At 59.6% G+C, this 20155-nt stretch carries 18 protein-coding genes; 4 read left to right on the top strand and 14 right to left on the bottom strand.

All coding sequences use genetic code 11. The features are described from left to right. Positions 1-12: 12 nt before the first annotated feature. A complete protein-coding gene (locus tag HW450_RS09500) occupies positions 13-2034 on the bottom strand; it encodes a glucose PTS transporter subunit IIA (RefSeq protein WP_182387483.1) in 2022 nt (673 codons plus the stop codon). A gap of 224 nt (positions 2035-2258) precedes the next feature. Continuing rightward, positions 2259-3542 (bottom strand): thymidine phosphorylase, encoded by a 1284-nt coding sequence (locus HW450_RS09495; RefSeq protein ID WP_182385397.1) that lies wholly within the window; start codon positions 3540-3542, stop codon positions 2259-2261. A 164-nt stretch (positions 3543-3706) separates the two neighbouring features. Here HW450_RS09495 and HW450_RS09490 point away from each other — a divergent pair, with 164 nt between their 5' ends. Continuing rightward, positions 3707-4171 carry a cytidine deaminase gene (locus tag HW450_RS09490; protein WP_182387481.1) on the top strand — a complete coding sequence of 155 codons (465 nt, stop codon included), beginning with the start codon at positions 3707-3709 and terminating at the stop codon, positions 4169-4171. Positions 4172-4174: 3 nt separating this feature from the next. Further along, on the top strand, positions 4175-5389 hold the full coding sequence (locus HW450_RS09485; protein WP_182385396.1) for a NupC/NupG family nucleoside CNT transporter: 1215 nt from the start codon (positions 4175-4177) through the stop codon (positions 5387-5389). 52 nt (positions 5390-5441) lie between these two features. On the opposite strand, the gene lysS is transcribed toward HW450_RS09485, so the two are convergent. Further along, positions 5442-7013: a lysine--tRNA ligase gene (gene lysS, locus HW450_RS09480; RefSeq protein ID WP_182385395.1), complete on the bottom strand. Its 1572-nt coding sequence runs from the start codon at positions 7011-7013 to the stop codon at positions 5442-5444. 210 nt (positions 7014-7223) lie between these two features. Here lysS and HW450_RS09475 point away from each other — a divergent pair, with 210 nt between their 5' ends. Next, positions 7224-9296, top strand: a complete 2073-nt coding sequence (locus HW450_RS09475) for a PhoX family protein (protein ID WP_182385394.1) — start codon at positions 7224-7226, stop codon at positions 9294-9296. A 48-nt stretch (positions 9297-9344) separates the two neighbouring features. Here the strand turns inward: HW450_RS09475 and HW450_RS09470 are convergent, their stop codons facing one another. The 11 genes from HW450_RS09470 to dacB form a co-directional block, all read right to left on the bottom strand. After that, entirely contained in the window at positions 9345-9797 is a 453-nt protein-coding gene (locus tag HW450_RS09470) for a hypothetical protein (protein ID WP_182385393.1), read from the bottom strand. 140 nt (positions 9798-9937) lie between these two features. Further along, positions 9938-10648: a DUF6779 domain-containing protein gene (locus HW450_RS09465; RefSeq protein ID WP_232843233.1), complete on the bottom strand. Its 711-nt coding sequence runs from the start codon at positions 10646-10648 to the stop codon at positions 9938-9940. A gap of 18 nt (positions 10649-10666) precedes the next feature. Continuing rightward, positions 10667-11131, bottom strand: coding sequence for a DUF3180 domain-containing protein (locus HW450_RS09460; RefSeq protein WP_182385392.1), 465 nt, complete (start codon positions 11129-11131; stop codon positions 10667-10669). After that, a complete protein-coding gene (gene folK, locus HW450_RS09455) occupies positions 11128-11619 on the bottom strand; it encodes a 2-amino-4-hydroxy-6-hydroxymethyldihydropteridine diphosphokinase (RefSeq protein WP_182385391.1) in 492 nt (163 codons plus the stop codon). Before folK ends, HW450_RS09460 begins: the two co-directional genes overlap by 4 nt. A gap of 1 nt (position 11620) precedes the next feature. After that, a complete protein-coding gene (gene folB / locus HW450_RS09450; RefSeq protein WP_182385390.1) occupies positions 11621-11989 on the bottom strand; it encodes a dihydroneopterin aldolase in 369 nt (122 codons plus the stop codon). Next, complete coding sequence (gene folP / locus HW450_RS09445) at positions 11990-12835, bottom strand: dihydropteroate synthase (RefSeq protein ID WP_182385389.1); 846 nt, start codon at positions 12833-12835, stop codon at positions 11990-11992. Beyond that, positions 12835-13413, bottom strand: a complete 579-nt coding sequence (gene folE / locus HW450_RS09440; RefSeq protein WP_182385388.1) for a GTP cyclohydrolase I FolE — start codon at positions 13411-13413, stop codon at positions 12835-12837. Before folE ends, folP begins: the two co-directional genes overlap by 1 nt. Continuing rightward, positions 13406-15733 carry an ATP-dependent zinc metalloprotease FtsH gene (ftsH, locus tag HW450_RS09435; RefSeq protein ID WP_182385387.1) on the bottom strand — a complete coding sequence of 776 codons (2328 nt, stop codon included), beginning with the start codon at positions 15731-15733 and terminating at the stop codon, positions 13406-13408. Before ftsH ends, folE begins: the two co-directional genes overlap by 8 nt. Positions 15734-15851: 118 nt before the next feature. Further along, on the bottom strand, positions 15852-16436 hold the full coding sequence (gene hpt / locus HW450_RS09430) for a hypoxanthine phosphoribosyltransferase (RefSeq protein WP_182385386.1): 585 nt from the start codon (positions 16434-16436) through the stop codon (positions 15852-15854). 293 nt (positions 16437-16729) lie between these two features. After that, a complete protein-coding gene (gene tilS, locus HW450_RS09425; protein WP_182385385.1) occupies positions 16730-17647 on the bottom strand; it encodes a tRNA lysidine(34) synthetase TilS in 918 nt (305 codons plus the stop codon). Beyond that, on the bottom strand, positions 17644-18903 hold the full coding sequence (gene dacB, locus HW450_RS09420) for a D-alanyl-D-alanine carboxypeptidase/D-alanyl-D-alanine endopeptidase (RefSeq protein ID WP_232843232.1): 1260 nt from the start codon (positions 18901-18903) through the stop codon (positions 17644-17646). Before dacB ends, tilS begins: the two co-directional genes overlap by 4 nt. Before the next feature lie 85 nt (positions 18904-18988). Here dacB and HW450_RS09415 point away from each other — a divergent pair, with 85 nt between their 5' ends. Continuing rightward, positions 18989-19465, top strand: coding sequence for an inorganic diphosphatase (locus HW450_RS09415; RefSeq protein ID WP_182385384.1), 477 nt, complete (start codon positions 18989-18991; stop codon positions 19463-19465). The last annotated feature ends 690 nt before the right edge of the window (positions 19466-20155 follow it).

The raw sequence follows: 20155 nt of genomic DNA, 5'->3' as shown, positions 1-20155 counted from the left end.
GCAGCCCCTTTGTTAAGAAACTGTTACCACCGTGTCACCGGCAGATACTGGGCCCGATGGTACTGGGGAGACATCACCGAACTTCTTGGTGTTGGTGACGGTCATGATGACGGTGTCGTCGTACCCAGCGGCGGTGACGGCTGCGAAGTCAACCTCAGCCAGTGGCTGGCCGACGGTCACCCGATCGCCCTTCTTAGCCAGCTGGGTGAACCCCTCGCCCTTCATCTTCACGGTGTCGATGCCGATGTGGACCAAGACTTCCACCCCGTCGTCGGTCTTCAGGCCGTAGGCGTGGCCGGTCTTCATCGCGGTGATCACGGTGCCTTCGATTGGGGAGACCACGGTGGACTCGGTTGGCTTGATGCCCAGGCCGGTGCCGAGCGCCCCGGAGGCGAAGGCTGCGTCACTCAGATCCTTCATGTCCACGACCTGGCCAGCGACAGGTGCTGCCAGAGTAGCAACCTTCGTGAGCGTACCGACGCCACCAGCTGGGGCTGCTACCGGCTGCGCTGCAGGAGCTACTGGTTCTGCAGGAGCTGCTGGCTCTGCCTTGGCTGCAGCGATGCGTGCCAAAGCATCTGCCTTCTCTTCTGGGGTGCGGTAGTCAGTGATGACGATCAGCGTGAATGCCACGAAGAATGCGACGGCGATGGCGGCAGCGTAGGTGAGCATTGGGCTGAACACTGGGATGGTGATCAGCGAGGTGAAGACGAATGCCGAGGTCTTAACACCATTGGAAGCCATGCCCAGAACTGCGATGGTCAAGCCACCTGCAAAACATCCGACGAGCATACGTGGGTAGATGCGCTTGAAGCGGAGGTGAATACCGTAGAGGGAAGGCTCAGAGATACCACCGAGCAGGCCTGCGGCCAGTGCAGAAGCAGAGGTCTGGCGCATTTCAGTGTCGCGGTCACGCAGCGACAGGAAGAGCACACCAGCGGTAGCACCGAAGCAGGCGAAGTTCCAGGCGCCCATTGGGCCTTGGATGAAGTCGTAGCCCAAGGTGTTGATGTTGACCAGCATCAGAGCGTTGAGTGGCCAGTGCAGGCCCAGCGGCACCAGGAATGGGTACAGCATCGGGATGAGGATTGCGAACACGAACGGTGCGTTGGTGTTCATCCAGGACAGACCAATGCCGATTTCGTTACCGAGCCAGACGCCGAATGGGCCGATGAGGAACGCCGTCAGTGGGATCATCACAACGAGGGTGAGGAATGGCACGAACACCATGTGTACGGCGGAAGGAATGATCTTCTGGAAGAACTTGTAAGCAGCAGCGGCGACAGCAGCCATGATCAGTGGCACGAAGACGTTACCGCCGTAGCCCTGCAGCAACATTGGCAGGCCGAAAATGGTGGCCTTACAGGTTTCGGTGCCCAGTGCATCGTTGGTGGTACAGACGGTGGATGTGTGCTCGGACAGCGCCATGAACTCCGGGGTGAGCAGCGCAAACATAATCGAGCCCGTAACCCATGGATCGATGCGCAGTTTCTTACCAGCGTTAAACGCAACCATCACCGGCAGGAAGTAGAACACGCTGCGCCACATTGCGTCGACGAAGACCCAAGAAATCGGCTTGTCCTCAGCACGGAAATCAACGACTCCCAATGCGTCCAAAACTGCAGCAAACGCAATAATCAGCGATGCACCAAGCAACACACCCAGGATTGGGCGGAAGGAATCAGACAGGTACTCGAAGAACGCGTCCAGCCAAGGCAGCTTACCCTTCGCCTTTGCCCGCTGCTCAGCCTTCACCTCGGCATCGGACTTCGCCTGCACACCCTTCATCTCTGGCAGAGCGTTCATGTCGTCGTACACGGTAGCGACGTCGCCACCGATCACAACCTGGTAGTAGTTGCCGCCTTGTGGGACAGCACCCATCACTTTCCTGATGGACTCCAGCTTCGCCTTGTCAGCCTTCTTGGCATCTCGCAGCTCAAAACGAAGCCGAGTAGCACAGTGGCTAAACGACGCAATGTTGTCGGCGCCACCGATGCCATCAAGAATGGCCCGCGCAGTCTCTTGCCGAGTCATGCTCACCGGTAATCACTCCTTAACTTTGTCACTAGGGCTGCTCTGTAGCTTCCCCGCTGCATACAAAAAAAGACCCGAGACACAAGGCACCGAACGCATTGTCCGACGCTCCATGTCTCAGGTCTTGCCTCGAAGGATTCTAGGAGTAACAACCCTGATTGGTTAATCTGTTGTTAACTTTAGGCCTGTGAGATGCACACGTCAAGGGGACACCAAGTGGCCTGTCATACAATACGGTCGAGGATGATCCTCCGCTCGGGAGCAGCTGCCTCACCAATCACAATGCCTGGCAAGATCGAGTTGAGGGCATGCTCGAAGCGCTCAGGAGTTTCGGTGTGCAGCGTCAGCAGCTTGTGCCCCTTGGTCACGCGCTGCCCCAAATCCACATGAATCTCGATGCCAGCGGTGGCCTGCACTGGATCTTCCTTCCGGGCGCGCCCCGCGCCAAGACGCCAGCTACCCACGCCCAATGCCAGAGCATCCAACTGTTGCACTGTTCCTTCTTTTTCCGCTAGAACCTCGTAAGTGTGGGGAGCTCGGGCGAGCTTGGCATCTGGGTCTCCGCCCTGCGCCTTGATCATCCTGCGCCAGGAGTCCATTGCTCGACCGTCCTTGAGTGCAGTCTCCACGTCAGCATCATGCACACCCGCTAGATCGAGCATGTGTCGCGCCAACTCGCAGGTGATTTCGACCAAATCGCTAGGCCCACCGCCCTGGAGTACTTCAATCGATTCCTCCACCTCGAGGCCGTTGCCGATCTTCTTGCCGAGCGGAGTCGACATGTCTGTGAGCAGCGCACGGGTTTGAACCCCAGCATCGTGCCCCAGGTCAACCATGGTTTGTGCGAGAGCTCGCGCTTGATCCAGGTCCTTCATGAACGCTCCCGAGCCAACCTTAACGTCGAGCACGAGAGAGGACGTACCCTCTGCGATCTTCTTACTCATGATGGAGGAAGCGATCAGCGGAATGCAGTCTACAGTCGCGGTGATGTCGCGCAATGCGTAGATCTTCTTATCGGCCGGAGCCAGGCCGGCACCCGCAGCTGCGACCACTGCCCCACTATCTTCCAGAATCTCCATCATGCGCGCATTAGACATGTCAGCTTTCCAGCCTGGGATCGCTTCCAGTTTGTCCAGCGTTCCTCCCGTGTGCCCGAGGCCTCGACCGGAGAGCTGTGGCACGGCGACCCCGAAGGATGAGACCAACGGGCCGAGCGGAAGGGTGACTTTGTCTCCCACCCCGCCGGTGGAGTGCTTGTCTGTCGTGGGCTTGCTCAAAGAGCTGAAATCCATCCGTTCACCGGAGTTGATCATGGCTTGCGTCCAGTCGACGATCTCGCGACGATTCATGTCCCGAATGAAGATTGCCATGTTCAGAGCAGCCATTTGCTCATCGCCCACAATCCCGCGCGTGTATGCATCGATTACCCAGTTGATCTGTTCCGTGGAGAGCTCACCCCCGTCCCTCTTGGTGCGAATGATGTCGACGACATCAAAAGTTGTGGCCATTTCTGCTTCCTTTCTGCCCCACGACAAATATCTGGTGAGGATCATCACTCCCATGGGGCTGCTGTAATCTCACCTCTTGTATTGGAACCCTGTGACAATTAACATCATAAGATAGAACATATGTCAATGGAAGCTTTATCAAATGTTATGTGGCTCGCTTGTGGTTGAGCAGCCACGAGCACCTGGCGGTTCATGGAAAGGATTCGCTCATGACCAGCGATGCAGAATTACTCGCCTTAGCGCGGGACGCTGCGCATCATGCCTATGCCCCTTATAGCCGTTTTCCCGTAGGAGCCGCGTTGCTCACTACGGATGGCGCAGTATTCACGGGATGCAATGTCGAAAACGCTAGCTACGGACTTACGTTATGCGCAGAGCGCAATGCGGCGACCACTATGGTTGCCAGCACCTCTACCTCCTCCGAAAGAGTAATCGAGGCTATTGCTATCGTCGGCCTCAAGGCTGCGCCATGCTGGCCATGTGGTGCCTGCCGGCAGGTGCTCCGAGAATTCAACACGAAGCGGGTCATCGTCGAAGACGACAATCATGAACCGCTAAGCATCGATTTTGAAAGCCTCCTCCCCTATTCCTTCGGTCCCGATCATCTCCCAGCAGAGAAAGAGGCATAGACCATGGAACGCTTCCAGGGCCTCATTGGTATCGCACTGATTTTCCTAGTTCTGTTTGCCTTGTCAAACAATCGCAGACGCATCAATTGGCGCATCCTGGGCGTAGGGCTAACCCTCCAGATTGCCTTTGCCCTGCTCGTACTGAAGTGGGAACCGGGTTTCCAGGCGCTCAAAGCGACGGCTGGTTCCATTGAAAAACTCATTAATTACACCAACGAAGGCACCTCCTTCGTTTTTGGACCACTCTTCGGCAACAATGTCGGATTCATCTTCGCGCTCAACGTACTGCCTGTGATTATCTTCCTGGGCGCCATCATCGGCGCACTGTACTATCTGCGCATCCTGCAGTGGTTCGTGGAAATCGTCGGAACCGCACTCAACAAAGTACTCGGAACCTCGAAAGTGGAATCTGTCTGGGCTGCGACAGTAATTTTCCTCGGCCAATCTGAGGCCCCACTCGTTATCCGTCCTTGGCTGCCACAACTTACTCGTTCCGAGCTCTTCGCCTGTATGTCCGGGGGTTTCGCGTCGGTCGCAGGCTCCACGCTGGTCGGGTATTCCCTGTTGGGAGCACCGCTGCCCTACTTGCTCGCCGCCTCCGTCATGAATGCCCCTGCCTCACTAATGGTAGCCAAAGCACTCATGCCGGAGACGGAGGAGTCAAAAGTAAATGCGAACGTCACACAAATGCGCGATGAAAGCTCGAAGAACGTAATCGACGCAATTGGTGCCGGTGCGCTTTCGGGCGGGCGAATCGCGGTCACCGTCGCATGCCTGCTCATCGCCTTCGTTGCCACGATCGCTATGCTTTCGGCCATTATTGGCGGAGTGGGCTCGATGTTCGGTCAAGAAGGCTGGTCTCTCGAGGGCTTATTCGGCCTGTTGTTCGCCCCACTTGCCTGGGCAATCGGTGTGCCGTGGCACGAAGCCGGACTGGTCGGCTCCTTCATCGGTGAGAAGACCATCATCAACGAATTCGTCGGCTACACCTCGTTTTCCGAGCACGTGGCCAATCTCAGCCCTAAGTCCATCATGCTTACGTCTTTCGCTCTGGCTGGCTTTGCCAACCTTTCCTCCATCGCCATTCAGATTGGATCTTTCGGCGCGCTCGTTCCCGAGAGGCGCTCGGAGGTCGCTGAGCTAGGCGTCAAAGCGCTATTTGCCGGCTTTTGCACCAACATGTTGAACGCCGCGATCGTGGGCGTGATCGCCCTATAGGCGACGCGATGAACAGGGGCTTCAGAGTTTTCTGAAGCCCCTGTTTCTGTACTTAACCTTCTGGCTTCACCATCGGGAACAGCACGGTCTCGCGGATGCCCAGGCCGGTGAGGGCCATGAGGAGACGGTCGATGCCCATGCCGTTACCGGAGGTCGGTGGCATGCCCTGTTCCATGGCGGTGAGGAAGTCTTCGTCGAGGACCATGGCTTCGTCGTCGCCACCGGCGGCCAGGCGTGCCTGATCTTCGAAGCGTTCGCGCTGAATGACTGGGTCAACGAGTTCGGAGTAGCCGGTAGCCAGCTCGAAGCCACGGACGTACAGGTCCCACTTTTCGGTTACGCCCGGCTTGGAGCGGTGTTGCCTCGTCAATGGCGAGGTTTCAACTGGGAAGTCCCGTACGAAGATTGGCCCGTAGAGCTGGTCTTCGCACAGGTGCTCCCAGATCTCTTCCACGAGTTTGCCGTGGCCCCAACCGCCCTTTGCGGGAACGTCCAGGCCAATCACGGAGGCGATGGATTTCAGTTCCTCAACCGAGCTGGAGATAGTGACTTCTGGCTGGCCAGGGAATTTGCGCTGCAGGGCCTCGTTGAGAGATGGGTACATCTCGATCTGCTTCCACTCGCCACCGAGATCGTAGGTGGTGCCGTCGGCAAGCGTGACCTCGAGGGTGCCGAACACCTCCATGGCGACGGACTGGACGAGCCGCTTGATCAGGTCGGCGCCGTCGTCGTAGGTGCCCCAGGCCTGGTAGGTCTCGAGCATGGCGAATTCTGGGGAGTGGGAGGAGTCCACGCCTTCGTTGCGGAAGTTGCGGTTGACTTCGAAGACGCGCTCCATGCCGCCGACAACGCAGCGCTTGAGGTAAAGCTCAGGGGCGATGCGCAGGTAAAGGTCGATGTCAAGTGCGTTTGAGTGGGTCTGGAATGGGCGGGCTGCGGCGCCACCGTGCAGGGTTTGCAGCATTGGGGTCTCGACTTCAAGGAAGCCTTCGGACTCCAGGAAGTTACGCAGCGCGCGCATGACCTTGATACGGGTCATGGCATTCTCGCGAGCGGCCTCGCGCATGATGAGGTCGGTGTAGCGGTGACGCACGCGAGTGTCTTCGGACATGTCCGCAAAAGCGACGGGCAGCGGACGCAGAGACTTCGCTGCCATTGCCCAGGAGGAAGCCATAACGGAGAGCTCGCCGCGCTTGGAGGCGATCACACGACCACGAACGGAGACGAAGTCACCCAGGTCAACATCGGACTTCCAGGCGACCAGGCGCTCTTCGCCGACTTCTGCGAGGGAGAGCATGGCCTGGATGCGGGTGCCGTCACCTTCCTGGATGGAAGCAAAGCACAGCTTTCCGGTGTTGCGCACGAAAATGACGCGGCCTGCGATGGCTACTTCGTCTTGGGTTTCCTCCCCTACTTGGAGGTTCACCACGCCGTCGATAGGCTCAGTGCCTTCGGTGACCACGTTGTACTTTGCACGCACATCCTTGATGGAGGTGGTGCGGTCGACAACGACGGGGTACGCGTCGGTACCTGCGTCCAGCAGACGCTGGCGCTTTTCACGTCGGATGCGCAGCTGCTCTGGGAGGTCTTCATTGGCGTTTTGAGTCTTCTTAGCGTCAGTCACGGCTATTAAGCGTAGTCCATAGTGGTACCTGGAAACACCTCACTCTTTGTGCCAGCTTTTCGACGCCCCGCTCCACACACGCTAATGCCCCGTTATTTCACAGAAAATTCACTTAGGCGTAACTCCGATTCTCAATTGCTGCAACTCTGCTTACCTAAAGTCTGTATCCGCTCACCCCCTAAAACCGCGTAAGAAAATGGAGGCCCCACCGTGGGACTTAAGGGTTTCAACCTGTTCACTTCTAGTCGCACCAAGCAGACCTGCACCTACAAGTGCGGTAATGCCTGCTTCGGCGAGTGCGCCAACGAATCGAATAACGAGTACTTCGGCGACATCACGCGTCGTTCCGCGTTGAAGGCCGGTGCGGTAACTGTCTTGGCCGTCGGTGGCGCTTCTGCCCTCGCAGCATGCTCCTCTGATAGCGACTCCGGTAATGCTGAAACCACGGGTTCTGCTTCCTCCTCCGCGAAGAAAGACCAGGCCAAGTCCCTGCCGGGCATGCAGTTCACTCCGGTCGAAGCGAACACCGAAAAGGAAGTGAAGATCCCAGAAGGCTACGAGCAGAAGGTCCTGATCGCGTGGGGCGATCCAGTGATCGAGGGCGCGCCTGAATTCGACGTCGACAACCAGACCCCAGAGGCAGCCGAGAAGCAGTTCGGCTTCAACAATGACTTCGCCGGCCTGCTGGACCACCCTGAAGACAGCAACCGCATGGTCTACGTGTGCTCCCACGAGTACTCCACCGAGCCGAACATGTTCAAGGGCTACGACCCAGAAAACCCAACCGAGAACCAGTTCAAGATCGGTCTCGCGGCGCACGGCCACACCATCCTCGAAGTATCCAAGGTTGAGGGCTCGGGCGAGCTGAAGCGCGAATTCGGTAAGCTCAACCGCCGCATCACCGGCACCACCCCATTCAAGGTCACTGGCCCAGCAGCTGGATCCGACCTGCTCAAGACCGCCGCGGACCCAGAGGGCAACACCGTCCTGGGTACCCTCAACAACTGCTCCGGCGGCATCACCCCATGGGGCACCATGCTCTCCGGCGAAGAAAACTTCGACCAGTACTTCGGCAACGCCAACCAGCTTTCCGACGAAGACGCCAAGAAGAAGCTCAAGCGCTTCGGCATCAAGGGCGACGCATCCGAGCGCAAGTGGGAGCGTTTCGACGACCGCTTCGACGTATCCAAGACCCCTAACGAACCAAACCGCTTCGGCTGGCTGGTAGAGATCGACCCAATGGATCCAACCTCCACCCCGATCAAGCACACCGCCGTGGGCCGCTTCAAGCACGAGGCCGGCAACATCCACATCACCTCCGACGGCACCGTCGTCTGCTACTCCGGTGACGACGAGCGCAATGACTACCTGTACAAGTTCGTCTCCACGCGCAAGTTCAAAGAAGGCGACAAGGAAAACAACCTGAAGATCCTGGACGAAGGCACCCTGTACGTAGCCAAGTTCGAGGGCAACTCCCCTAAGGACGAGATCGACGGCTCCGGCCAGCTCCCTAAGGACGGCGCATTCGACGGCAAGGGCACCTGGGTCAAGCTCCTGACCTCCAAGGAAGACGGTTCCGCTGAATCCCACGTGGACGGCATGAAGCCAGACGAGGTTGCTGTGTGGACCCGCCTCGCTGCCGACAAGGTCGAAGCCACCAAGATGGACCGCCCAGAGGACGTCGAAGTCTCTCCAAAGACCGGCCTGGTCTACGTCGCGCTGACCAACAACAAGTACCGTGGCGCAGTCGAAGAGGGCAAGAACTACCCAGGAGTCGAAGAAGTCGCTCCGATCAAGGAAAACAAGAACGGTCTGGTCCTGGAAATGGACGATGACCACGCTGGGGAAAACTTCACCTGGAACCTGCTGCTCGTCTGTGGCGATCCGAAGGAGGCCTACACCTACTTCGGTGGCTTCGACAAGGAAAAGGTCTCCCCAATTTCCTGCCCAGACAACCTCGCCTTCGATTCCCACGGCAACCTGTGGATCTCCACCGACGGCAACGCACTCAAGTCCAACGACGGACTGTACGCCTGCGCTGTCGAGCCGGGTGACCACCGTGGCGAGCTCAAGTGCTTCCTCACCGTCCCGAAGGGCGCTGAGACCTGTGGCCCGATCGTCACCGACGAGCGCGTCATGGTCAACGTCCAGCACCCAGGCGAAGGTGACGACGCCTCCGCGGACAAGCCAGCAATCCACTGGCCAGACGGTGGCAACGCTGTCCCACGCCCAGCAGTAGTTGTGGTGTGGCCTAAGAAGGGCAAGGTTGGCGTCGAAGCCTAAGGAAGCCTAAACCTTAAGGGTTGCTCCCGGCCCATCGCCTGGGGTAACCTACCACCCACCCAGCTGGCGGATGACAATGTTTCGCGCTGCTTCGCTGGACACGCTACGCAGCGCCTGAAGTTTCAGTGCATTCGCTTCAGCAGCTATTTTCAACGCCCTGGCTAAGTCAGGGCGTTCTTCATCTGAAACGGCCCACACGCTGCCATGCATCTCGGCCACGAGGACTTCCGCCACGGCCTGACTGATTTCATCGCAGGTATCCACGATGAAGTCGTCTCCAAAGCACGCCATGGCTATGCCCAGGGCGGGCAGGTCAATAAGTGGTTCGGCGCCTAACTCCACCGCGGTGTGAATCACGATCTGTCGCGATGAAACTAATGGTTCCAAGCGCTGTACAGCCTCTGGGACATATTCCGCCGGCTCTGAAATGATGATTAGATCAAACTTGGCCAGGTCCTCCCACGAGGTCGCCTCCCCCACATGGTGTCCTGCTTGACTCAATCGACGTGCTAACTCCGAGAGGCGACTCGTGTCAGCTACCCGTAACCGTGGGCTTAGTGCGGCCAAGTGAATGTTCTCCTCAGCGGAAAGTTACTTGTTCTTCTTCAGCGGAAAGTTACTTGTTCTTCTTCAGCGGAAAGTTACTTGTTCTTCTTCAGGTTTGCGAGCAGCTCTGCAACAGAGATCGAATCTTTGTTTTCATCACGACGGCGACGGCCGTGTGATTCCGGTTCTGGGGTTGGTACCGCGGCAGGGGTGTCCAGTTTTACGGTGGCGAAGGATCCGGTATCGAAGCGAGAGGCGCCAGAAGTATCATCAGAAGGTTCCACAGTTGCCTCGACTGGTGGTTCCTCCACTGCTGGGATGGTTTCGGTCAGTGCCTCGTCGGTTGCGGTTTCAAGTTCCCGGATTCGGGAGGCTTCGGCCGTGAGGGTTGCTGGTTCATACCCGAATTCCCGACCGGAGAGTTCCTCCAGCTGTTGGCGTAGTTCACCAAGTTGGGCGCGGATGTCCTGCAAGAGTTCGGTGTCTTGTGCAGAAGCAGAGATGGCGTTTTCTGCTGCGAGTTCTGCTTGTTCGGCGCGGAGCTCAGCAGCGAGTTTTTCTCGTTCCTCTTCTGCACGCGCACGTTCTTCGGTGGCGATGCGCCGGTACTTGGCCACCAGGAACAGGCCGAGGAAGGCTGCCCACAGTGCCGCCAGCACCGCCACTTTCATTGCTGCTGCGCTATTGGAGAAAAGCATGACGACGCTCGCCACCACGGCAAGCACAACCAACGCCACCAGCATGATCTGGGTTTTGTCGGTGGTGTTGGTCTCTTCCGCAGGTTGGGTCATTGGATCGTCACTCATGCTTATTCAATCTACCTGTTATGCGGGTTCACCGTCGGTAGGCGGAGGCGTCTCGCAGTTTCTTTCTAGATAAACTCCAGCAGCGCTGAGGGCGATTCCGCCCAGCGTGGATGCAATCACCCCAGGAACATCTTCGGCTGCGGCGACGAGGTCCGCGGCCCGAGGGAGCACATACATGGCGATCCCAAGGTACGCGCCGCCCACCAGCGACCCAGTCCATGCAGAGGCCTTAGCGATAACCAGAAACTGCGCCGCCAGCAACGGACTTAACTGCGAGCGGTCCATGCCGATCTTCCCAGCGTCTTTACGTTCCCGGATCCGCCAGGCCAGCACCAAACACACCAGGGTAAGGAGCCACAGCGTCACCGAAGCGCTCGCCGCGGTCGCAGGCAACGAGCCATAGAATCCCCAGGTGAGAATGGCTGTTGCGCAGGCAACGACCACCCCGGAGAAGATCAGCGCGGTGATGCTGGTGGACTTCATGAAAATTCACCGACTTTCCGCACCTCAGCCACATTGTCCGGGCTGATCGCTGCGAGGCACTCGCTAATGGGGACGCCGCGGAGGGTGGCTTGAGGGGCCGCTTCCAGCCACGGCACCAGGACGAAGGCCCGCTCGTGTGCATAGGGGTGTGGGAGGGTGAGGACGGGGTCGGTTGAGATTTGTTCCACGGCGTCGTCAAGGCACTGCACAATGTCCACGTCGAGGGTGCGCGGGCCCCAGCGCACTTCACGACGCCTCTCCCCCGCTTCCTCAACCTCATGCGCGGCCGCGAGGAGTTCCATCGGGCTGAGCTCGGTGTCGATGATCAAGATGGCGTTGAGGAACTCGTCTTGCTCCACCCCACCCCACGGCGGCGTGGCATAGATGCTGGAGGCGACGACGAGGTCCGCTGCGAAATAGTCGTAGGCGCTGCGCAGAAGCGCATAGCGATCCGCCATGTTGGATCCGATGGACAAAACGGCGCGCATCCTATTTCCTCCGGGATCTGCGGGCGACCACGGCAACGTCCGCAAACGGCAGCGGGATCGGCGCATCAGGCTTGTGGATCGTGATCTCCACGGCATGGAGCAGCTCATACCGCGCCATGATGGTGTCTGCGATCTCCGCCGCGACGGTTTCGATCAAATCGCGCGGCTGACCGGTAACAATACCGTAAATAACCTCGGCGAGCTCCGCGTAATTCAGGGTCTGGGTGAGGTCATCAGTGGCTGCCGCGGGGGCGCAGTCCAGCCAGCAGGTGGCATCAACGTAGAAGTTCTGCCCGGTGGCCTTCTCTTCTTCCAGCACCCCGTGGTAGCCGTAACATTTGAGGCCTTTGAGCTCGATGCGGTCTGCCATTTACGCTCCTTGGTTCCAGCGGGCGGCCACGTCCACAGCGTCGCGGGACACCCCCACCTCGTGCACGCGCACGCACCATGCCCCCAACTGGGCAGCGATGGCGGTCACGGCAGCGGTCGCGGGATCAGCCTCCACGGGGGAAGCCACGTCTAGGCCTCGATCCCGGCGCACCTGGGCGAGGAAGCGTTTCCGGGAAGCTCCGACCAAGATGGGATATTCGCCGGCGATGAAGCTCGGTAAGGCTTTCAGCAGAGCCCAGTTATCGGCCGCGGATTTCGCGAAGCCGAGGCCCGGATCCAGCGTGATCTGATCGGCTTTTACTCCGGCGGTCAGGGCGTTGTCCACCAGGATGTCGAACACCCGGCGCACATCTGTCACCACATCGCCGGTGGCGTGGGCCTGGCCCGCGGCGTCGCCAAACCGCACGGTCTTCCAATGCATGAGGCACACGGGAAGGTCAGCGGAAGCCATCACGCGATACATGTCGGGATCAGCGAGGCCGCCTGAGACGTCGTTAAGCAGGCTCACCCCAGCCTCCGCCGCTGCTTCGGCGACGCTGGCGCGCATCGTGTCCACCGAGGTGCGGATGCCGTCCGCTGCCAAGGCCTTGATGACGGGCACCACACGGGCCTGTTCGACGTCCGCGGGGACCCGCGTTGCGCCTGGCCGAGTGGACTCGCCGCCAACATCGATAATGTCGGCGCCGGCCGCAATCAGCTCATGGGCGTGCGCAATCGCCTTATCGACGTCCACATACTGACCCCCATCAGAGAAGGAATCCTCCGTCACGTTCACGATGCCCATGACGGTGCACCGGCCGGGAATCGTCAGATCAGCAACCCGCATCAGGCACCCCGAATGAGACTCAAGACCTCGGCGCGGGAGGCAGCGTTGGTTTGGAACCCGCCCCGCACCGCGGACGTAGTGGTAGTGGCCCCTGGCTTGCGGATGCCCCGCATGGCCATGCACAGATGCTCGCACTCGATCACGACGATCACCGCGTGAGCATCAAGCTTGTCCATCAGCGCGTCAGCGACCTGCGAGGTAAGTCGCTCCTGGACCTGCGGCCGCTTCGCATACAAGTCCACCAGCCGAGCAAGCTTGGACAGGCCGGTGACTTTCCCGGAAGCTCCCGGAATGTACCCGATGTGCGCTTTTCCGAAGAACGGCACCAAGTGGTGCTCGCACGTGGAGTAAATCGGGATGTCCCGGACCAGCACCAGCTCCCTGTGGTCCTCGGAGAAGGTTTTGGCCAGCACTTCCGTTGGATCTACATGCAGGCCCGCGAACACTTCCGCGTAAGCACGCGCGACGCGGGCCGGGGTTTCCTGCAGCCCCTCCCGGTCCGGGTCCTCCCCCACCGCGATGAGCAGTTCCCGCACCGCAGCTTCGGCGCGCTGTTGGTCGAACTGAGGGCTAATCATCCTTGCGCTCCTCGTTCTCCGGCTGCTCGTGGTCCGGTTGCTCGTGGTCCGGCAGGCGGAATCCGATTTCCTCGGTCTCTTCGGGCTTGTCATCCTGTGGCGCAGGGTACTGCTGCAATCCCGGATGCGGAGCTTCTGGCCCTGCGTACGGATTATTGTTCGCCTCGCGTGGTGGCCAGCCCGGCGCGGACCAGTCCGCTGGCGGTGGGGTGCCGCCGTAGGTGGGGGTAGGTCCTTCCGGCGCTGCATGTCGCCCGCTTTCCGACGGCGGTACCGGAGCCACTGGTGACATCGGCATGTTCCGCTGTGCTTCGAGTTCCTTCTGGCGCTTCTCGCGAGCAGCGCGGGATGCTTCGAGGATGGAGAACCGCTTCGGTGGTTCCTCGCCGCGTTCGATAGCAAGTTCCACTGGGGTCTTGACGGGTTCGAACCCGTTCTGTGCTGGGAAGTTCGCGGACTCTCCTGGGAATACTTCCAGGGCGTCGCGTGGCTCCAGCCCTTCGAAAATCACCTCGAGGTCCGGGCGGCGCAAGGTTTCCTTCTCCAGCAGCTTCTCCGCCAGTTTGTCCAGGTAGTGGCGGTTTTCGCGGAGGATGTCGTAGGCGACTTGATGGGCTTTGTTCACCAGGTAGCGGGTCTGCTCGTCGATGGTGGCCTGCACGCTTTCCGACGGGTCAAAGATGCCACCTCCGCCGCGACCGGAGAACGGGTCTCCCTGTTCCTCCCCGTACTTCACCGTGCCGATTTCTGGGCTCATGCCGTACTCGGTGATCATGGCGCGGGCAATGCGGGTGGCTTGTTCGATGTCGTTGGAGGCGCCAGTGGTTGGAACACCGAAAACGAGTTCTTCTGCGGAGCGCCCGCCCATGGCAAAGACGATCCGGGCGAACAGCTCGTCGCGGGTGTACATGCCCTTGTCGTCTTCCTGCGCGGTCATGGCGAAGCCGCCGGTCTTGCCACGGGCCAGGATGGTGACCTTGTAGATCGACTCGATGTTCTTCATGCCCCAGGCGGCGATGGTGTGGCCGCCCTCGTGGTAGGCGGTGACCTTCTTCTCGTGCTCGGAGATCACCTTGGAGGAGCGTCGCGGTCCGCCGATCACGCGGTCGGTTGCTTCTTCCAGGGCGTCAGCAGTAATAACGTTGCCACCGATGCGGGCGGTGAGCAGCGCAGCCTCATTGAGCACGTTGGCCAGGTCTGCACCGGACATGCCCGCGGTGCGCTTTGCCAGTGCGGTGATGTCCACGTCCTTGGCAAACGGCTTGCCCTTCGCATGAACTTTCAGGATAGCTTCGCGCCCCTTGAAATCTGGGTTGGTGACCGGGATCTGGCGGTCGAAGCGACCGGGGCGCAGCAGCGCTGGGTCCAAGATGTCCGGTCGGTTGGTGGCGGCCATGAGGATGACGCCTTGGCGGTCGCCGAAGCCGTCCATTTCCACCAGCAGCTGGTTCAGTGTTTGTTCGCGTTCGTCGTGGCCACCGCCCATCCCGGCGCCGCGCTGGCGACCGACGGCGTCAATTTCGTCGACGAAGATGATGCACGGGCTATTTTCTTTGGCCTGTTTGAACAGGTCACGGACACGGGAAGCACCGACACCGACGAACATTTCCACGAAGTCGGAACCGGAGATCGAGTAGAACGGCACCCCGGCCTCGCCGGCCACGGCACGAGCGAGGAGGGTTTTACCTGTACCGGGAGGGCCGTAGAGCAGCACGCCCCGCGGGATCTTCGCACCGAGTGCTTCGTACCGGGAGGGGTCCTGCAGGAAGTCTTTGATTTCCTGCAGTTCATCGACAGCTTCGTCGGCACCCGCGACGTCCGCGAAGGTGTTCGTCGGCATGTCCTTGGTCAGTTCCTTGGCGCGGGAGCCACCAAATCCGAACATGCCGAAGCCGCCGCCCTGCATCCGGGTCATGACAAACATGATCAGGCCAAAGAACAGCAGCATTGGCAGCAGAAGCTGCAGCATGGAGCCAAGGAAGGTGTCTCGGGTGACCTTGGTGTTGTACTTCTCAGCGTCCGAAGCCTGCACCTTTTCAAAGATCATCGGCGCGGTGCGTGCAGGATAATCCGCGATGACCTTGGTCACGCCCTCGCGTTCTTGCACCTTAATTGGTTGCTTGAGCTCCAGGCGCACGCGTTGTTCCCGATCATCAATGCGAGCTTCCTTGATGTTCTTCGCATCCAGCTCCTTGAGCGCAATGCTGGTGTCCACTTTTTGGAAGCCCCGAGTATCACTAGTCAGCAACACGGTGCTGAACATCATAATCAGGACGATTGCGGCGATAGCGCCGTAGCGCAGCAGTTTCTTATTGTCCATCGATTACCGCCAGTGGTTGTCTGGCGGAACCTTTCTTGGGATTAGTCGGGCGGGTAATAATTCCTAAAGAATAACGAAAGACCACAGGTGGTAGTTCCCGTGGTCGTCGTCAAGCGTGCTAGCTGGTGTACACCCGCGGGTGCAGCGTGCCGACGAACGGCAGGTCGCGATAACGCTCAGCGTAGTCGAGGCCGTATCCAATGACGAACTCGTTCGGAATCTCGAAACCGACATCGAACAGGTCGATCTTCGTCTTCACCGCCTCCGGCTTACGCAGAAGCGACACCACCTCAAGCGACTTCGGGTTGCGGTTCTCCAGGTTCTTCAGCAGCCACGACAAGGTGAGACCAGAATCAATGATGTCCTCCACGATGATCACATCGCGGCCCTCAATATCCCGATCCAAGTCCTTCAAAATACGAACCACGCCCGACGAGCTCGTCGAATTGCCATAAGACGACACCGCCATGAACTCCAACTGGCTCGGAATGCTCAGCGCACGCGCAAAGTCAGTAATGAAGAACGCCGCACCCTTCAACACACAAATCAGCAGAAGGTCATCGTCAGCATCCCGATAAGCCTCAGAAACTTTATCTGCCAGCTCCTGAATGCGGTTGTGGAGTGTGGTTTCGTCGATGAGAACCGCCTCCACATCCTCCCCATAACGGTTAGCCGGAACGTTGAAATCCTTCTTGTCATGCATGTGTAGTACGCCCCTTGGTAGCGAGTAACAAACAGTTATAGCCAGCTTGCCACTTTTTAGCGGGAACCACCAAGAAATTCCAGAAACATAGGTCCACCGGTACCGGCCCAGGTTTTCACTAGGGCAAGTCTGGCTAGATATTTTGTTGTTCTTGGGTTTTGACGATATTGAATTGACGATGTTCCCTGGATGTCGCTCATTTTCATTAGCTTGACCTTGAAGCATCGTCAATTCAATATCATCATTTCTGCAAAGGACACTAAGGCCCCAAGACACTAAGACTCCACAGCACCCTACTGTTCCTCCACCACGAGCTGGTCCCCGCTGCGCCGGATCCAGATCCGCACGCCCGAGCCTCCCCCGATCGCGACCGGACCTTGACCTTTCCAACCCATGACTAGGTCGTCTACCTGCTGTAACGCAGCTTGAGATACTTTTCCGACAGCAGACCGGATGAGGCCTGCGATGCTCTCGTGCCGGACCGCCACCGGCATGGATCGCAGTTGTGATATCGGCGCGAAGGGATCTGCCAGGCTCGTGATTGTCTCATTGGCTTGGTGTGCCCGAGTGGCGGCCTGCGCTATGGCTGGGATGCTGTCGCCACCGATTATGTCGTTGAGCAGGGGTAATACCTCGTGGCGGATGCGGACTCTGCGGTATTCAAAGCTGTCGTTGTGTGGATCCTGCCACGCTTCCACTCCCAGTTCGGTACACGCTTGCACAGTGTCGGCGCGCCGTACGCCGAGGAGCGGTCGCACGATCCGCACCCCGCTTATGCAAGACTCCTGCGCAATACCTGTTGGGTTTCCCCGCAGTGCCCCAAGCAGGTAGGTTTCGGCTTGGTCGTCCATGGTGTGTGCGGTCCAGACGGGCTTCCCAAAGGAAGTTAGCGCTGCATATCGGGCCTGCCGGGCAGCTGCTTCCATTCCGCCACCACCGGACACAACTACCGGGATAACGGTTGCGTGGGCACCCCATCGCGAGGCCACATCGGTGGCGCGCTGCGCGACCACGTCTGAGCCTTCCTGCAGCTGGTGATCGACCACCACGGAATGCACCTGCGCGCCTTCCACGAGAGCAGCGGCGACCAGCGCGAGGGAATCGGCTCCCCCGGACAGCCCGATCACGGTGGGTTGTTCGGTGACAAATGGGCGCACTGCGTTCCGGATGCGGAGGAATGCCGGGCTGTGCCGAGGATAGGGAACTGTCATTGGCGGAGCGTGGAGACGAATTCGTCGAGGCTAGCGCGGGCGGCGAGGACGTCGGAGTCATTGGAGATCAGGGCGAAGGTATAGGTCTGGCCATCTTGCCCGGTGACGGCCCCCGCGAGGGCTGATACGCCGGTGAGGGTGCCGGTTTTGGCTCGCACCCAGCCGCGTCCTTCGAGGTCGTGGTAGCGGTTGGCGAGGGTGCCGCTTGCTGCCGCGACGGGCAGGGTGTCTATCAGGGGGCGGAGGCGGGTATCCGTCACCGCGCGGTGCAGGATGTCGGAGAGCAGGCGTGGGGTGTTGCGGTTATCTTCTGACAGACCGGAGTTGTCTTTGAGGTCGAGTCCGGTGAGGTCGAAACCGTTTTCCGCGAGGACTTCTCGGGTGGCGCGCACTGCGGCGGCCACGTCGTTGCCGGTGCCGCGGCGTACGGCGACTTCCCTGCCGATGGCTTCGGCCATGACGTTGTCGGAGTTTTCCATCATGGTTTCGAGGCGTTGCCAGAGCGGTTCGGAGCGCACCGTGGCAACGACCTGGGCTTCCTGCGGGGCTTTCCCTGTGCCACTGGTGGCGCCGAGTCGCGTTGCGAGGGCTGCTGCGAGGTCGGCTGCGGGCGTCGTTGAGCGTGGCAGGTCGCCGCTTGTGCCTCCGTTCCGCCCGCCGTACAGCATGGCCGGTTCCATGGGGGCGATGAATCCCTGCGCGATGTTCTCCTCGCCCCACCCGCGCAGGAAGGTGTCCTGCGACCAGAGGGAGGTGTCGATGAGGACGCGGTCCGCGGCGCCAATTTGGTCGGCGAGGTCATCGAGCTGTTCATCGGTCATCATCACGTCACCAGCGGCTTTGACCACCACGACACCGGGCTCGGCCTGCACCACCTGCGTCTCAATGCGGTCGTTCAGGTCCAGAGTAAGCAGCGCCGCCGCCGCGGTGAGCACCTTGGTACTCGACGCGGGCTTCATCACGGCGGTGGGGCTTTGCTGCCACACCACCTGCCCATCCGCCGCGGTCACCACGCCACCCAGCTTCCCCAGCCGAGGATCCTGCGCGGCATCCTGCAGTCGGGCACGCAGCTTATCGACGTCCACCGGCTGGTTCCCCATCCCCACCAGCGTCCTCGTCGGCGCGCTCAGCGTGGCAGCCGGATCATGCTTACGTGGCTGCAACACGTCAGAATCCACCACCGCAACCGTCGCGACGCCACCGACCGCGATCGCGGTCACGACCACTGCGCTGATCCACCCAACCTTTTTGAACACCCCACCAGGTTAGCCCTCTTGCCCGTGCCATCCAGGGTTCGGCGCTACGATAGTGGTGAACTTTTGACCAAACCAAGGAGTGCGCATGAGCATTGAAGTAACCATCGAGATCCCGAAGGGCTCCCGCAACAAGTACGAGGTTGACCACGAAACCGGCAAAGTCTACCTGGACCGCTACCTGTTCACCCCAATGGCATACCCAGCAGACTACGGCTTCATCGACCACACCCTCGGCGAAGACGGCGACCCACTCGACGCACTCGTCATCCTGCCAGAACCAGTATTCCCAGGTGTGATCGTCAACGCTCGCCCACTCGGCGTGTTCAAGATGACCGACGAAGCAGGTGGCGACGACAAGCTGCTCTGCGTCGTCGACGACGTCCGCTGGGAGCACCTGCAGGACATCGCCGATGTTCCTTCCCATGTAAAGGACGAGATCGAGCACTTCTTCACCCGTTACAAGGACCTCGAGCCAAACAAGGAAGTCACCGGCTCCGGTTGGGGCGACAAGGCCGAAGCAGAAAAGATCCTCGCCGAAGCAGTCGAACGCTACGGCAAGTAGTTTCTTAACTACACACCCGCGAGCCCGCTTTTGGGTTCGCGGGTTTTTGGTTTTCTGGGGCCCGCAACTTTGGCCCCGACATTACCAGTCCGAAGTTCGGGCTCATCGCAGCGATTTTGGGGCATTGTCGGGGGAGTAATGTCGGGAGCATTCTTAAAGCACCGCAGCCCAGAATCCTCAGCGGCGTAGCATCGAGCGCCACGGTCACCATCGCCACAACAGCCCCAATCACCCCACTGGACTCAAGAAACATGCAACCAAATTACGAGCCAGGCTGCCTACCTTTTCTCCCCGAGATTACCCGCCCGAAGTTCGGGCCCATCGCACCCATTTTGGGGCATTCTCGGGGGCGTAATGTCGGGGTTTACGCTTTAGCAACACAACCTCAGGACCATAGTTAACAGCCGTCAGGCCCCGACATACCGCACCCCCGAGCCACACTAACCGCTTAACTGCGAGTCCTGGAATTCGAGACTCGGTGAATATAACCCGTTTTCCCCACAAAACACCCCGAGCTACTCCGAGTATCGAATTCCAGGACTCCCACTTCAGCAAAACTCCAGATCCCGCCGGGGGTACCACCTTTTCATTTTCATAGTCATCTAACCATCAGTTTTTCATTAACCCTACCCCTGCTGAAAAACGCGAGGAATGAAGCACACAATTGCCAGCTTGAAACTCTGCGAAGCC

It is taken from the genome of Corynebacterium hindlerae (genome assembly GCF_014117265.1).
Taxonomy (GTDB): domain Bacteria; phylum Actinomycetota; class Actinomycetes; order Mycobacteriales; family Mycobacteriaceae; genus Corynebacterium; species Corynebacterium hindlerae.
This window is presented reverse-complemented; position numbering and strand designations above follow the sequence as displayed.